Source organism: Streptomyces sp. NPDC053079, assembly GCF_044546695.1.
In the GTDB taxonomy this organism is placed as follows: domain Bacteria; phylum Actinomycetota; class Actinomycetes; order Streptomycetales; family Streptomycetaceae; genus Streptomyces.
The window spans coordinates 621,474-637,309 of sequence record NZ_JBITZJ010000001.1 but is presented as its reverse complement, the minus strand read 5'-3'; the positions used below and the strand labels follow the sequence as shown (position 1 = coordinate 637,309).

Sequence of the window (15,836 nt, the reverse complement as noted above, 5' to 3'; positions counted from 1 at the left end):
AATGGACATGACGAGCACCGAGCCGACCGTGGTCGACTTTCCCCTGCGCAAACCCGGTGTGGCGTTTCCGCCCCCGCACTACACCGACTACCGCGAGAAGGAGGGGCTCGTCCTCTCCTATCTGCCGAACGGAAACCGGGTCTGGCTGGTCACCCGGCACGAGGACGTACGGGCCGTCCTGACCAACCCGAAGATCAGCTCCAACCCGGAGCACGAGGGATTCCCCAACATCAGCCAGACCATGGGCGTCCCCAAGCAGGACCAGATTCCCGGCTGGTTCGTGGGACTGGACTCGCCGGAGCACGACCGCTTCCGCAAGGCGCTCATCCCCGAGTTCACCGTGCGGCGCATCCGCGCGATGCGCCCGGCGATCGAACGCACCGTGGAAGAGCGCATCGACGCGATGTTGGCCGCCGGCAATTCCGCCGATCTCGTCGCCGACTTCGCGCTGCCGGTGCCGTCGCTGGTCATTTCGACGCTGCTCGGCGTGCCGCCCGTCGACCGTGACTTCTTCGAGTCGCGCACCCGCACCCTGGTCGCCATCCGGGCCTCGACCGACCAGCAGCGCGACACCGCCACCAAGGAACTCCTGCGGTACATCCACCGGCTCGTCGCCATCAAGGAGAAGTGGCCCGGGGACGACCTGATCAGCAGGCTCCTGGCCACCGGGGCGCTCGACTCCCAGGAGCTGTCGGGCGTCCTGCTGCTCCTGCTCATCGCCGGCCACGAGACGACGGCCAACAACATCGCCCTCGGCGTGGTGACGCTGCTGACGAACCCCGAGTGGATCGGCGACGACCGGGCCGTCGAGGAGACGCTGCGCTTCCACTCCGTCGCCGACCTGGTGTCGCTGCGCGTGGCCGTCGAGGACGTCGAGATCTCCGGCCAGCTCGTCAGGGCCGGCGAGGGCATCGTGCCCCTGGTGGCCGCGGCCAACCACGACACGGCCGTCTTCGAGTGCCCCCACATGTTCGACCCGTCCCGCAGCGCCCGGCAGCACGTCGCCTTCGGCTACGGCGTGCACCAGTGCCTGGGGCAGAACCTCGTCCGGGTCGAGATGGAGATCGCCTACCGGAAGCTGTTCGAGCGCATCCCCACGCTCAAGCTCGATGTTCCGGTGGAGGAGTTGCCGTTCAAACACGACGGCGTGCTGTACGGGCTGCACGAACTGCCCGTCAGCTGGTAGCCACAAGGCCGCCTCCCGGGCCGACCGCTCACGGCCCGGGAGGCCTTCATTCGCCGCAGGAGAACCCCTTGATACGTATCACCGTCGACACCGACCGCTGCGTCGGGGCGGGCCAGTGCGTCCTGACCGCACCGGCGGTCTTCGACCAGGACGACGACGGCCTGGTCATCCTCCTGACCACCGAGCCCGACGCCTCCGAGACGGACGCCGTCTGGCAGGCGGGCGACCTCTGCCCGGCCCGTACGATCATGGTCCACGAGGACTGACTTTCCGACGGTCGACCGCCGGCCGACTCTAGTGATTTGCGCGTTCCCTGTGCGATGCACTGTGGCCCGGAAAGTGCTTCCCCCGCACAGAAAGGACCCAAGCTCTTGAACAGCACGGCCCATTCCATGGACGATTCCGCGGCCCTGTGGCTCCGGCGCTACCACCCGGCCGGGAACAGCGGCGTCCGGCTGGTCTGTTTCCCCCACGCCGGCGGGTCGGCCAGCTTCTACCACCCCGTCTCGGCGGTGCACTCCGCCGTCGCCGACGTGATCGCCCTGCAGTACCCCGGGCGTCAGGACCGGCGGCACGAGCCGTGCATCACCGACATCGGTGTGCTGGCCGACCGGATCACCGAACTGCTCCTGACCCAGAGCGAGAAGCCCACCCTCTTCTTCGGGCACAGCATGGGCGCCGTGCTCGCCTTCGAAACGGCGTGGCGGCTGGAGCAGAAGGGCCAGGGCGCACCCCGGGCCATCATCGCCTCCGGCCGCAGGGCGCCGGCCACGACCCGCCCCGAGACGGTGCACGAGCGCGACGACGACGGCATCATCGCCGAACTCAAGCTCCTCAACGGCACCGCCCCGGGGCTGCTCGGCGACGACGAGATCCTCAAGATGGCCATGCCGGCCATCCGCGGTGACTACCAGGCCATCGAGACCTACCGCTGCGACCCCGAGGACCGTGCGGTCCGCTGCCCCATCACCGTACTGACCGGTGACTCCGACCCCCGGACGACGCTCGAGGAAGCGGCGGCCTGGGAGCGGCACACCGAAGGGGCCTTCCGGCTCGAGGTGTTCCCCGGCGGACACTTCTTCCTCGCCTCCCAGCAGGCGGCGGTGAACGGCCAGATATCGCGCGAACTCGAGAAAATCGGGAAAAGTTGATGCGTACGCTGCTGGTCGACAACTACGACTCCTTCACCTACAACCTCTTCCACTACCTCGCCGAGGTGAACGGGGAAGAGCCCGAGGTCATCCGCAACGACGACCCGGCGTGGAAGCCGGAGCTCCTCGACACGTTCGACAACGTGGTGCTCTCCCCCGGGCCCGGTACGCCCCACCGCCCGGCGGACTTCGGCTTCTGCGCGCAGATAGCCGCCGAGGGCAGACTGCCCGTCCTCGGCGTCTGCCTGGGCCACCAGGGGCTGGCGCTCGCCCACGGCGCCCCCGTCGGACGCGCCCCCGAGCCCCGCCACGGCCGCACATCGATGGTCCGGCACGACGGCACCGGCCTGTTCGAGGGGCTGCCCTCCCCGCTGGAGGTGGTCCGCTACCACTCGCTCGCCGTGACCGGCGACTCCCCCGACCTCGAGCCCACGGCCTGGGCCGAGGACGGGGTGGTCATGGCACTGCGCCACCGCGAACTGCCCCTGTGGGGCGTGCAGTTCCACCCCGAGTCCATAGGCACCGAGGGCGGCCACCGGCTGCTGGCGAACTTCCGCCGGCTGACCGAACAGCACCGCTCCCGCAGGGAACCGGCCGCCGCCCGGACGCCGCGGCCGGCCGCGGCCGCCACCGGGCCGGCGGTGCTCGCACCGGCGGACCTCGACAGCAACGCGGACGTCCGCCACCTGCGGGTCGTCGTGGAGCAGCTGCCCACCCGCTGGGACCCCGAAGTGGCCTTCGACCGGCTGTTCCGGACGGGCGACCACCCGTTCTGGCTGGACAGCAGCCGGACGGGCGGCGCCCTCGGAGAGCTCTCGATCATGGGTGACGCCTCCGGGCCGCTCGCCCGGGTCGCCAAGGCCGACGTGTTCGACGGCACGGTGACCGTGACGTCCGCCGGCTCCACGCGCGTCGTCCCGGACACGTTCCTGGAGTGGCTGGACCGCGACCTGCGGTCCATGCGGGTCGACGCGCCGGAGCTGCCCTTCGACTTCGCGCTCGGCTGGGCCGGCTACCTCGGCTACGAACTGAAGGCGGAGTGCGACGGCGACGGCGCGCACCGCGCGGCCGAGCCCGACGCGGCGATGGTCTTCGCCGACCGCGCGCTCGTCCTCGACCACCGCTCGGACACCACCTACCTGCTGGCCCTGGCCGAGAACGGCGACGAGGAGCCGGCCCGGGAGTGGCTGCGCAGCGCGGCGACGGTCCTCGGGGACATCGCGGGCCGGGCGCCCGCCCCCTGCGAGGCCCCCGAGCCCCGGCAGGCCGCCGACGTACGGCTGCGGCACGACCGCGAGGCGTACCTCGAGCTGATCGACGCGTGCCAGGAGGAGATCAAGGCCGGTGAGACGTACGAGGTGTGCCTCACCAACATGATCGAGGCCGATGCCGCCGGTCTCGACCCGTGGCAGGCCTACCGTTTCCTGCGCCGCACCAGCCCGGCGCCGTTCGGCGCCTACCTGCACTTCGCCGACCTGTCCGTGCTCAGCACGTCACCGGAGCGCTTCCTGCGCATCGACCGCGCCGGGGTGATGGAGTCCAAGCCCATCAAGGGAACCCGTCCCCGGGGCGCCACCCCGCAGGAGGACGCGGCGCTGGTCTCCGAGCTGGCGAACTGCGAGAAGGACCGGGCCGAGAACCTGATGATCGTCGACCTGGTCCGGCACGACCTCGGCCGGTGCGCCGAGGTCGGCTCGGTCAGCGCGGCCCCGGTCTTCCAGGTCGAGAGCTACGCCACCGTGCACCAGCTGGTGAGCACGGTACGGGCGAAGCTGCGCGCGGACAGCAGCACCGTGGCGGGGGTCCGGGCCGCGTTCCCCGGCGGCTCGATGACCGGGGCCCCGAAGATCCGGACCATGCAGATCATCGACCGGCTCGAAGGCGGGCCGCGGGGCGTGTACTCCGGGGCCATCGGCTACTTCTCCCTGACGGGGGCGGCCGATCTGAGCATCGTCATCCGCACGGTGGTGCTGCACGGGGACCGGCTCCGCTACGGGGTGGGCGGCGCGATCATCGCGCTGTCGGACCCGGAGGCGGAGTTCGAGGAGACGGCGGTCAAGGCGACGCCCCTCCTGCGGCTGCTGGGCGCCGGGTTCCCGGGCCGTAGAACCGTCGTGGCCGGGGAACCGGCGCGGTCGTAGCGGAAACGGCCGTGGCGGACAGCGGCGGCCGGCGAAGCCAACGCAAACGCTTGATACGGGAGTGACAGTGTCCGTCCACACAGATGACTACGCGATCGATCCGTCCGCCGACCCCGGAGGCGGCGGCAGCGCGCTGGGCGGCTTCACGCTTCCGGAGGTGTTCCGGGCCGCCGTGGCCACCGACCCCGAGGCGGTGGCCCTCTCGGACGGCGACCGGTCGCTGACCTGGCGTCAGTGGGAAGCGGAGGTCGCCGCCATGGCCCGGGCCCTGCAGGAACTGGGGGTCGGGGCGGGCGACGTGGTGGCGGTCCACCTGCCGAACTCCGCGGAGTTCCAGACGCTGCACATCGCCGTCGCGACCGTGGGCGCCGTCATGATGCCCGTCCACCTGGGCAACGGCAGCAAGGACGTCCACGCGCTCCTGACCCGCGTCGAACCGGTCGCCGTGGTCCTGCCGCACAGCACGCAGGACGCGGCGGGCCCGGGCGGGCAGGGGCCGCTGGGCGCGGACGCGCTGCTGCGGACCGTGCCCTCGCTGCGGGCCGTGTTGATCGCCGGGGCGGCCGGTGAGCCGGCGGCCCCGGGCGTGTTCTCGCTGGAGGCGCTGCGCGACACCTGGCAGGGCGCCTCCCCGCACCCGGTGGACGTACGGCCGGAGATGCCCTTCGTCCTCGTGCCCTCCTCGGGCACGACGTCCGCGCGGCCGAAGATCTGTGTGCACAGCCACGACGGTCTGTTGTCGAACACGGCGTCCGTGACGGCGGATGCCGCCGAGGCGTTCGCCACGGCGGTCATCACGGCCTGCCCCCTCACCCATCTGTTCGGTCTGCAGTCGATGCATTCGGCGCTCTTCGCCGCGTGCCGGCAGGTTCTGCTGGGCGGCTGGGACCCGGACCGCTTCCTGACGCTGGCCCGGCAGGCCGGTCCGAGCGTCGTCTTCGCCGTGCCCACGCAGCTGCACGACATCGTCGCGCGGCTCGCGGAGACCGGGGAGAGCGCCGGATTCCGCCCCAGGGAGGTACGGACGGCGGGTGCGGCCATCCCCGGTGCGCTCGTCGAGGACGTCAGGGCGGCGCTCGACTGCGCCCTCGTCGTGGTGTGGGGCATGTCCGAGCTGGGCACCGGCACCTGCACCCTGGCCGACGACCCCGCCGAGGTCGCCGTGCGCAGCGTGGGACGGCCGACAGCCGGTGCCCGCGTCCGCGTCGTCGACCAGAACGGCAGGGAGTGTCCGCCGGGCGAGGTCGGCGAACTGCAGTACCGGAGCCCCGGAATGTTCCGGGGCTATTTCGGCGATCCGGAGCTCACCCGGTCCGCGGTGACGGACGAGGGCTGGCTGCGGACCGGCGACCTCGCCGGCGTCGACGCGGACGGCCTGGTGGCCTTCCACGGCCGGGCGGCCGAACTCATCAACGTGGGCGGCAGGAAGTTCAACGCCACCGAAATCCAGGGCCTGCTCGCCGCGCTTCCCGGGATCGGCCCGCTCGCCGTGCTCGGCAAGCCCGACCCCCGGCTCGGGGAGTACCCGTGCCTGGTCCTGACCGACCGGGCCGATCCCGCGATCGGCCTCACGGAGGTGACCGACTTCCTGCAGGACCGCGGCGTGGCCGACTACAAGATCCCCCTCGAACTGGTCACGGTCGGCGAACTCCCCCTCACCCCCGCCGGAAAGCTCCACCGGCGGGCCCTGCAGCAGATGCTCGGCACGGACGCCGTCGCCTCGTCGGCACGCCGCGAGGGGGCCGGTGCCCCGCAGAGCGCGCCGCGCACCGTCGACGAAGCCCTCGACCTGGTGGGCGCCTGCGTGGCCAAGGTGCTGGGGAAGGACGCCGAAGGCGTGGCCGACGGCATCGCCCCCGAGGCCACCTTCCGCAGCCTGGGCCTCGACTCGATCCTCACCATCCGGCTGCGCAACGCGCTGCAGGAGGCGACCGGAACCCCGCTTCCCGCCACTCTCGCCTTCGACTTCCCGACGCCCGTCGCGGTCGCACGATTCCTGGCAAGCCGATCGGAGGAAGAGCCGGAGGGAACGCGGGATCGCCTTCGGGCAGCTGACGGCGGCGCCACCGATCCCGCGGATCCGGTGGTCATCGTCGGCATGGCCTGTCGCCTGCCGGGAGGAGCGCTCTCCCCGGAAGACCTGTGGGAGCTGGTCGTCGGGGAGACCGACGCCGTCTCGGCCTTCCCGGCCGACCGCGGCTGGGACCTCGAGGCGCTGTACGACGCGGACCCCGACCACCGGGGCACGTCCTACGCCCGCGAAGGCGGCTTCCTGTACGACGCGGGCCACTTCGACGCCGGCTTCTTCGACATGTCCGAGCGCGAGGCCCTGGCGACCGACCCCCAGCAGCGGCTCCTCCTCGAAACGGCCTGGGAGGCCTTCGAACGGGCGCAGATCGACCCGAGGACGCTCAAGGGCACCCGCACCGGCGTCTTCACCGGCGCGATGTACCACGACTACGCGAGTGCCCACGGCGCCGCCGGCTCCGGGGAACTGGAGGGGCTGCTCGGCATCGGCACGGCGGCCAGCGCGCTGTCCGGGCGCATCGCCTACGCCTACGGGTTCGAGGGCCCGGCGCTCACCGTGGACACGGCGTGCTCGTCCTCGCTCGTCGCCCTGCACCTGGCGTGCCAGTCCCTGCGGTCGGGCGAGTCGTCCCTCGCGCTGGCCGGTGGTGTCGCCGTCATGGCGACGCCGTCGTCGTTCGTGGAGTTCTCCAGGCTGCGCGGGCTGTCCCCGGACGGCCGCTGCAAGTCGTTCGCGGACGCCGCCGACGGTGCCGCGTGGTCCGAGGGCGTGGGGCTGCTCCTGCTGGAGCGGCTGAGTGACGCTCGGCGCAACGGGCACCGGGTGCTGGCCGTGGTGCGCGGCTCCGCGGTCAACCAGGACGGGGCGTCGAACGGCCTCACCGCGCCGAACGGGCCCGCACAGCAGCGCGTGATCCACCAGGCGCTGGACCGTGCCGGGCTCGTGCCGCAGGACGTGGACGCGGTGGAGGGCCACGGCACCGGAACGACGCTCGGCGACCCCATCGAGGCCCAGGCGCTGCTCGCGACCTACGGCCGGGCGCGCCCCGAGGACGGACAGCCGCTGTGGCTGGGCTCGGTCAAGTCGAACATCGGGCACACGCAGGCCGCCGCCGGGGTCGCCGGAGTGATCAAGACGGTGCTGGCCCTGGAACACGGCGTCCTGCCGAAGACTTTGCACGCCGAGCAGCCGACGTCCCACGTCGACTGGTCCACCGGCGCGGTGAGCCTGCTGACCGAGGCACGGCCCTGGCCCAGGCGGAGCGGACGCGTACGCCGGGCCGGTGTTTCCTCGTTCGGCATCAGCGGCACCAACGCCCACGTGATCCTGGAGGAACCGCCGGAGCCGGGAGAGGTGGCGGCGTCGGCGGAGCTGCGGGACCCCGGGCTGCGGCCGGCCGCACCGGATGCCGGACCGGCCGTGCCGTGGCTGCTGTCCGCCCGGAGCGAGCCCGCGCTGCGGGCGCAGGCGCGGCGGCTGGCCGAACACCTCGCCGCGCACCCCCGTTCGTCCGCCCGGGACATCGCCTATTCGCTGGCCACGACCCGTGCCCTGCACCCCTTCCGGGCCGTCGTGACCGGCTCCGACCGTGCCGGGCTGGCCGCGGCCGCGGCGGCGTTCGGGCGCGGTGAGTCCCCCCGCACGGTCGTCCGGGAGCAGAGCGACGCGTCGGACGGCCGTGGCAAGTGCGCCTTCGTCTTCACCGGCCAGGGCAGCCAACGGCTCGGCATGGGGCGTGAGCCGGCCGAGGCGTTCCCCGTCTTCGACGACGCCCTGCGCGAGGTCTGCGCGGCGCTCGACCCGCTGCTGGACCGGCCCTTGACGTCGGTGATGTGGGCCGACCCCGGCTCGGAGGCCGCGGCTCTCCTCGACGACACCGGGTACGCGCAGCCGGCGCTGTTCGCCGTCGAAGTGGCGTCGTACCGGCTCTTCGCCTCATGGGGAGCGGTCCCGGACCTCCTGGCCGGGCACTCGGTCGGCGAGATAGCCGCCGCGCACGTGGCGGGAGTGCTCTCGCTGCCGGACGCGTGCGCCCTCGTCGCGGCCAGGAGCCGGCTGATGCGGGCGCTGCCCGCGGGCGGGGCCATGGTGGCCGTGCGCATCGCGGAGCACGAGGTGGCCCCGTGGCTGGAGGGGCTGACGGACCGCGTGTCGATCGCCGCGGTGAACGGCCCGCGTTCGATCGTGCTGTCCGGGGCCTCGGCGCCGCTCGCCGAGCTCACCGACAGGCTCGTCGCAGCCGGGCACAAGGCCAAGCAGCTCGTGGTCAGCCATGCCTTCCACTCGCCGTTGATGGACCCCATGCTCGCGGACTTCCGTGCCGCCGTCGGCGCCCTCTCCTTCTCCGAGCCGTCGATGACGCTCGTCTCCTGCCTGACCGGCCGCCCGCTGACCGCGGAAGAGGCCAAGGATCCGGAGTACTGGGTCCGGCACGTACGGGACGCGGTGCGCTTCACGGACGCCGTGGAACACCTGCGGTCCGAGCGGACCGCGGTCTTCGTGGAACTGGGACCGGCTCCCGCGCTCACACCGATGATCGACGAGTGCCTCGGTTCCGCCCGGCGCGGGCCGACGGCCGCGGTGGTGCCCACGGTGCGCGGAGAGCACGGGGATCGCGGAGAAGTGCGCGATGTGCTCACGGCGATCACCCGGCTCCACGGCCACGGAATGCCGGTCGCGTGGCGGGCCGTCCTGCCGGAAGCCGCGGCCGTGCCGCTGCCGACGTACGCCTTCCAGCACCGCAGGTACTGGCCGGCGCCGGGTACGGAGCTCGGTGGTACGGCCGACGGCGATGGGTGGCGCTCCACCGACAGCGGGGAAGGCGGCGAAGGGCCTTCGCTGTCCTTCCGGCTGTCCGGCCTCGGCGATCCCGAACGGGAAGAGGCCCTGCTGGCCATGGTGCTGGCCGAGGTCACCGCCGTACTCGGCGGACAGATGCCGCAGGGCGACGAAGCGGCCGACCAGTCCTTCTCCGACATGGGCATCAACTCGGTGAACGCGATAGAGCTGCGCAACCGGCTGATCTCGGTCACCGGCATGCAGCTGCCGACCACGCTCGTCTTCGACCACCCGACCCCCACCGCCATCGCCCGCCTCGTAGGGGAGAGCCTCGTACGGGAGGGCCTCGGCCGCTCCACCGGGGGCACGCGGCGGGATGCGGCCGCTCTCGTGGACGAACTGGAGAGCGTGCTCGCGGCCGGCGCCGGCATGGACGCGGAGACGGCGGCCCGGCTGAAGGCCGTGGCGGCGCAGTGGGCGCCCTCCCCGGCGGTGGTGAAGGGCGGCATCGACATCGAGGCGGCCACGGACGAGGAGCTCTTCCGGCTCATGGACGGCGACAGCGCCGGCTAGTCCGCTCACCTGACCGCGAAAAGCGGCGGACGGCAGAGGCCGTCCGCCGCTTTTCGCATGCCTCCTGCTTTGTTCTCGCTCACAGCGCAAGCCCGAGGGCCCGGTCTTCGAGAAGACCGGGCCCTCGGGCTTTCCTCAGATCATTCGGTCAGGAGAGGCCGAGCTCGTTGTCGAGGAGGTCGAAGACCTCCTCGTCGGAAGCGGAGTCGAAGTCGAAGTCGTCCTCGGCCCGCGCGTCCTTGCGCAGGGCGCTCCACTTCGCCTTGAGCACCTCGAGGCGGCCCGCTATCTGCTCGTGGGCCTCCTCGTCGACCTCCAGCTCGCCGAACGCCTTCTCCAGCCGGTCGAGGTCGCTCAGCAGCGACTCCGGCCCCGAGGGCTCCTCCGGCACGACCAGCCCGTAGAGGTGGTCGACCAGCTCCGCGGGGCTCGGGTAGTCGAACAGCAGGGTGGCCGGCAGCCGGACCCCGGTGAGCGCGCTCAGGCGGTTCCGCAGCTCCACCGAGGTCAGGGAGTCGAACCCGAGGTCCTGGAACGCCCGCTCCGGATCCACCGTCTCCGCACCCGCGTGTCCGAGGACGACCGCGATCTGACCGCGCACCACGTCCAGCAGCACATCGTGCCGCTCGGCCACGGACAGCGCGGACAGGCGCTGGGCGAGTTCGGCGGCCGCCGCGGCCCCGGCGCCGGAGCCGGCCGTGGCCGACCGGCGGGCGGACGTCCGGATCAGTCCGCGCAGCAGCGGGTGGATCTCGCCCTGTGCCCGCAGCGCCGCCAGGTCCAGGCGCACCGGGAGCACCACGGCCTCGGCCGTGCTCAGCGCGGCGTCGAACAGCGCCACGCCTTCCTCGGGAGAGAGCTCCGGCATGCCCGAGCGGGCGATCCGCTGTGCGGCCGCGTCCTGCAGTGCCCCGGTCATGCCGCTGTCCTTGGTCCAGGGCCCCCACGCCAGCGAAGCGGCCGGCAGTCCCGCGGCCCGGCGGTACTGCGCCAGGGCGTCCAGGAAGGCGTTGCCCGCGGCGTAGTTCGCCTGGCCCGGGTTGCCGAACGTACCGGCGGCCGAGGAGAAGGTGACGAAGGTGTGGAGCCCGAGGTGCTCGGTTGCCCGGTGCAGGTTCCACGCCGCGTCCACCTTCGGACGCAGCACGGCCGACAGGCGCTCCGGGGTGAGGGAGCCGATCACGCCGTCGTCCAGTACGCCGGCGGTGTGCACCACGGCCGAGACCGGATGCCGCCCCACCAGCTCGGCCACGGCAGCCTGGTCCGTCACGTCACAGGACTCCACGGCCACGGCCGCGCCCTGCTCCTTCAGTTCCGCGACGAGTTCCTCGACGCCCTCGGCCGCCGGACCACTGCGGCTGACCAGCAACAGACTCCGCACACCGTGCTCGGCCACCAAGTGCCGTGCCACGACGCGGCCCAGACCGCCCGTACCACCGGTGATCAGCACCGTGCCGTCCGGGCCCCACACCGCAGGACCGGACTCGACCGGGGCCTCCGGCGCCGGCACCCGGGCCAGCCGAGGTGCCAGCACCTCGCCGCCCCGGATCGCCAACTGCGGCTCGTCCAGGGCGAGCGCCTTCGGCAGAACTGCCGAAGTGCCGTCTCCACCGTCGAGGTCCACCAGGCCGAAGCGTCCGGGGTTCTCCGCCTGCGCCGAGCGCACCAGGCCCCACGCCGCGGCTCCCGGGAGGTCCTCTCCGGTCGTCGCGCCCCGGGTGACGAACACCAGGCGCGACGCGGCGAACCGCTCGTCGGCCAGCCAGGACTTCACCTGGTCCAGCACCCGCGATGTCAGCGCGTGAACCGACCCGGCCGTGTCGTCGGAGCCGGCGATGCCGCCTGTCGACGGCACGAGCACGAGTTCCGGAACGTCCGCTGCCGCGCTCAGGGACGGGAAGTCCGCGAAGACGGCGGTCCGGTCGGCGGTCCCATCGGTGGTCCGGTCGGCAGTCCCGTCGGCAGCCAGAGCACCGGCGAGGCCGAGCGGGTCCGGGCCGACGACGGCCAGGGACTCGGTCGCGGCTGCCATGGCGTTGAGCTGGACGGTGGTCCAGTCGACCTTGAACAGCGCGTCGTGATCAGCGGCATTGAGCTGCTCGGCCGAGATCGGACGGACCATCAGCGACTCGACGGAGGCGACCGGCGCGCCCGCGGTGTCCGCGAGCGCGATCGACACCGCGCCGTCGCCTCCGCGCGACAGGCGAACCCGTACGGCGGAAGCGCCGGCCGCATGCAGGCTGACCCCACTCCACGAGAACGGCACGCCGCCGCCCTCCTGGTCGTCGTCCCCGCCGAAGGCGGAGGCGTGCAGGCTCGCGTCGAAGAGCGCCGGGTGGAGTCCGAAGGCTCCGCCGTCCACGCCGTCGGGCAGGCCGACTTCGGCGAATACGTCCTCGCCGAGGCGCCATGCCGCCCGCAGGCCCTGGAACACCGGGCCGTACTCGAACCCGGCGTCCGCGAACCGCTCGTAGCAGTCCGACACGTCGACCGGCTCGGCGCCCTCCGGCGGCCACACGGCCGCGTCGAACGCCACCGCCATCGCTTCGGCTGCCAGGGTTCCCTGCGCATGCAGGGTCCAGAGCTGCTCTTGAGCGCCATCGCGACGGGAGTGGATGGTGAGAGCGCGGCGACCTGCGTCGTCCGGCTCACCGACCCACACCTGCACCTGGACGCCGCCCTGCTCGGGCAGCACCAGCGGCGCGGCAAGCGTCAACTCCTCCACCGCACCGCAGCCGGTCTCGTCACCCGCACGGATCGCCAGCTCCAACAGCGCCGTACCGGGCACGAGAACCGAGCCCATGACGACGTGGTCGGCGAGCCAGGGATGCGACTGCACCGACAGACGCCCGGTGAAGAGGTAGCCATCGGTATTGACCAGCTCCACCGCCGCACCCAGCATCGGATGCTCGGCCGACCCCAGACCAGCGAACCGGACATCCCCGGCACGCATCGCCGAGCCGGCGGGCCAGAAGCGCTGGTGCTGGAAGGCGTACGTCGGCAGATCGACGCTCCGGGCGCCCGTGCCGGCATAGGCAGCCGACCAGCGGACCTTCGCGCCGTGGGCGTAGAGCTGCGCCAGGGCGGTCAGCAGGGCGGGCGCCTCGTCCCGGTTCCTGCGGAGTACGGGGACGAGCACGGCGGCCTCGTCGGTCACCGACTCCTGGGCCACGGCCGACAGAACGCCGTCCGGACCGAGCTCCAGGAAGCGGGTGACGCCTTCGGCCTGCAGGGTACGGACGCCGTCCGCGAAGCGGACGGCCTCACGGACGTGGCGGACCCAGTACTCGGCCGAGCACAGCTGCTCGCCGGTGGCTTGCTCACCGGTGAGGTTGGAGACCACCGGGATGTTCGGAGAGGCGTACGACAGACCCTCCAGAACCGCGCGGAAGTCCTCCAGCATCGGATCCATCAACGGCGAGTGGAACGCGTGCGAAACGCGCAGTCGCGTCGTCTTGCGGCCCTGCGCCTCGAAGTGCGCCCGGATCGTCTCGACGGCACTCTCCGCACCCGAAACAACCACGGACGACGGTCCGTTGACGGCAGCGATCGAAACATCGTCGTTCAGGTGCGGCAGGACCTCGTCCTCGGTGGCCTGGAGGGCCACCATCGCGCCGCCCGCAGGCAGCGCCTGCATCAGACGGCCCCGGGCACTGACCAACGCACACGCATCCGCCAGCGAGAACACACCCGCCACATGGGCAGCCGCGACCTCACCGATGGAGTGGCCGGCCACGAAGTCGGGGCGGATGCCCCAGGACTCCACCAGCCTGAACAGCGCCACCTCGACCGCGAACAGCCCGGCCTGGGCATACACCGTCTGATTCAGCAGCTCCTCGTCCTCACCCCAGACCACCTCACGCAACGGACTGTCCAGGTGCTCATCAAGCCCCGCACACACCGCATCGAAGGCACCCGCGAACACCGGGAACCGGCCGTACAACTCCCGGCCCATCCCCAACCGCTGCGAACCCTGACCCGAGAACAAGAACGCCGAACGACCCGACCCTGCCGGGCCCTCGACTACACCCGCGTCCGGCTCGCCGGCCGCCAATGCGGACAAGGCGCGCAGCGCGGCGTCCCGGTCCGTGGCAAGCACCACGGCGCGGTGCGTGAAGCCCGACCGTTCCGTCGCCAGCGAGAGACCGATGTCGACGAGGTCCTCCTCGCCGCGCGCGGTCAGGTGCGTGAGCAGGCGCGCGGCCTGGTCGCGCAGTGCCGGCACCGTCTTGCCCGAGAGGACCCACGGCACGACGCCGGGCTCGACCGCGGGCTCGGCCTGTCCGTCCGTTGCCTCGACCGGCTCGGGCTGCTCCAGCACCACATGCGCGTTCGTGCCGCTGATGCCGAAGGAGGAGACGGCCGCGCGACGCGGACGGTCGCTCTCGGGCCAGGCGGTCTGCTGTGTCAGCAGTTCGACGGCGCCGGCGCTCCAGTCCACGTGCGAGGACGGGGCGTCCACATGCAGCGTCCTCGGCAGCACACCGTGTTGCATCGCCATGACCATCTTGATGACGCCCGCGACGCCGGCCGCGGCCTGCGTGTGGCCGAGGTTCGACTTCACCGAGCCCAGCCACAGCGGGCGGTCGCGGTCCTGACCGTAGGTGGCCAGGAGCGCCTGGGCCTCGATCGGGTCACCCAGCGTCGTACCCGTACCGTGTGCCTCGACCGCATCGACGTCCGCGGCGGACAGTCCGCCGCTGGCCAGGGCCTGGCGGATCACTCGCTGCTGCGACGGACCGTTCGGGGCCGTCAAACCGTTCGACGCACCATCCTGGTTGACGGCAGAGCCACGCACCACGGCCAGCACTCGGTGGCCGTTGCGGCGCGCGTCCGACAGCCGCTCGAGTACGACCATGCCGACGCCCTCGGACCAGCCCACGCCATCCGCCGCATCGGAGAACGCCTTGCAGCGTCCGTCGGGCGAGAGGCCCCGCTGGCGGGAGAACTCGATGAAGGTCGTCGGCGTCGACATCACTGTCACGCCACCGGCGACCGCCAGCGAGCACTCGCCCGACCGCAGCGCCTGCGCGGCCAAGTGCATGCCCACGAGAGAGGACGAGCAGGCGGTGTCGACCGTGACGGCCGGGCCCTCGAAGCCGAACGTGTACGACACGCGGCCCGAGGCCACACTGCCCGCGCTACCGCTGCCCTGATAGCCCTCGAACTCGGGACCCGACAGCAGATTCGCGTAGTCGTTGTACATCACACCCGCGAAGACACCCGTCTGACTGCCCCGCAACGACACCGGGTCGATACCGGCCCGCTCCAACGCCTCCCAGGTCGTCTCCAGCAACAGACGCTGCTGCGAATCCGTCGCCAGCGCCTCCCGAGGACTCATCCCGAAGAAGTCCGGGTCGAACTCCCCCGCGTCCTTCAGGAACCCGCCCGAGCGGGTGTAGACCGTGCCGCTGTGGTCCGGGTCCGGGTTGTAGAGCGAGTCGACGTCCCAGCCGCGGTCGGCCGGGAAGCCGCCCACCGCGTCCACGCCTTCGGACACCAGGCGCCACAGGTCCTCGGGAGAGGACACCCCACCCGGGTAGCGGCAGCTCATGCCCACGATCACCACCGGATCATCGGCAACCGGCGGCAACACCCGCACCGGCACCAGCGCCTCCGCGGGATCGGTGCCGAGCAGTTCGTCCAGGAGGAAGCTCACCAGGGCGTTGGCGTTGGGGTAGTCGAACACGGCGGTCGCGGGGAGCCGCAGGCCGGTGACCGTGCCCAGGCGGTTCCGCAGTTCCACTGCCGTCAGTGAGTCGAAGCCGAGGTCCTGGAAGGCCTTGGCCGGGTCGACTTCCGCGACTCCGGCGTGGCCCAGCACCACCGCGATCTGGCCCCGCACGACGTCCAGCAACAGCTCGTGCCGCTCCTCGGCGGTCAGCCCCGTCAGGCGCTGCACCAGCCCGGAGGCTGCTGCAGTGCCGGCCGTGACCGCCTTGCGGCCGCGGCTGCGGACCAGACCGCGCAGCAGGGCA

General features: G+C 72.2%; 6 protein-coding genes (1 of these 6 only partly in view). 5 read left to right on the top strand and 1 reads right to left on the bottom strand.

Annotation, left to right across the window (positions count from 1 at the left end; translation table 11 throughout):
* Positions 1-7 precede the first annotated feature (7 nt).
* From ACIGXW_RS02345 to ACIGXW_RS02325, 5 genes are all read left to right on the top strand, one after another.
* Positions 8-1,186 carry a cytochrome P450 gene (locus tag ACIGXW_RS02345; protein WP_071962178.1) on the top strand — a complete coding sequence of 393 codons (1,179 nt, stop codon included), beginning with the start codon at positions 8-10 and terminating at the stop codon, positions 1,184-1,186.
* A 71-nt stretch (positions 1,187-1,257) separates the two neighbouring features.
* Positions 1,258-1,452, top strand: coding sequence for a ferredoxin (locus tag ACIGXW_RS02340; RefSeq protein WP_399570786.1), 195 nt, complete (start codon positions 1,258-1,260; stop codon positions 1,450-1,452).
* Positions 1,453-1,578: 126 nt separating this feature from the next.
* Positions 1,579-2,337, top strand: coding sequence for a thioesterase II family protein (locus tag ACIGXW_RS02335; RefSeq protein WP_399568969.1), 759 nt, complete (start codon positions 1,579-1,581; stop codon positions 2,335-2,337).
* Entirely contained in the window at positions 2,337-4,478 is a 2,142-nt protein-coding gene (pabB, locus tag ACIGXW_RS02330; RefSeq protein ID WP_399568967.1) for an aminodeoxychorismate synthase component I, read from the top strand. Before ACIGXW_RS02335 ends, pabB begins: the two co-directional genes overlap by 1 nt.
* Positions 4,479-4,545: 67 nt before the next feature.
* The gene (locus ACIGXW_RS02325) at positions 4,546-9,858 is read left to right on the top strand and encodes a beta-ketoacyl synthase N-terminal-like domain-containing protein (protein ID WP_399568965.1); all 5,313 of its coding nucleotides are present in this window, start codon (positions 4,546-4,548) and stop codon (positions 9,856-9,858) included.
* A 148-nt stretch (positions 9,859-10,006) separates the two neighbouring features.
* Here the strand turns inward: ACIGXW_RS02325 and ACIGXW_RS02320 are convergent, their stop codons facing one another.
* Positions 10,007-15,836, bottom strand: the final stretch of a protein-coding gene (locus tag ACIGXW_RS02320; RefSeq protein ID WP_399568963.1) for an SDR family NAD(P)-dependent oxidoreductase. It continues 25,907 nt past the right edge of the window; 5,830 of the gene's 31,737 nt are visible here — the last part of the coding sequence; the start codon falls outside the window, past its right edge; it ends in the stop codon at positions 10,007-10,009.

Coding starts and splice junctions, on each gene's coding strand:
- ACIGXW_RS02345 (WP_071962178.1), top strand. CDS start 8: ATGACGAGCACCGAGCCGACCGTGGTCGACTTTCCCCTGCGCAAACCC.
- ACIGXW_RS02335 (WP_399568969.1), top strand. CDS start 1,579: ATGGACGATTCCGCGGCCCTGTGGCTCCGGCGCTACCACCCGGCCGGG.
- pabB (WP_399568967.1), top strand. CDS start 2,337: ATGCGTACGCTGCTGGTCGACAACTACGACTCCTTCACCTACAACCTC.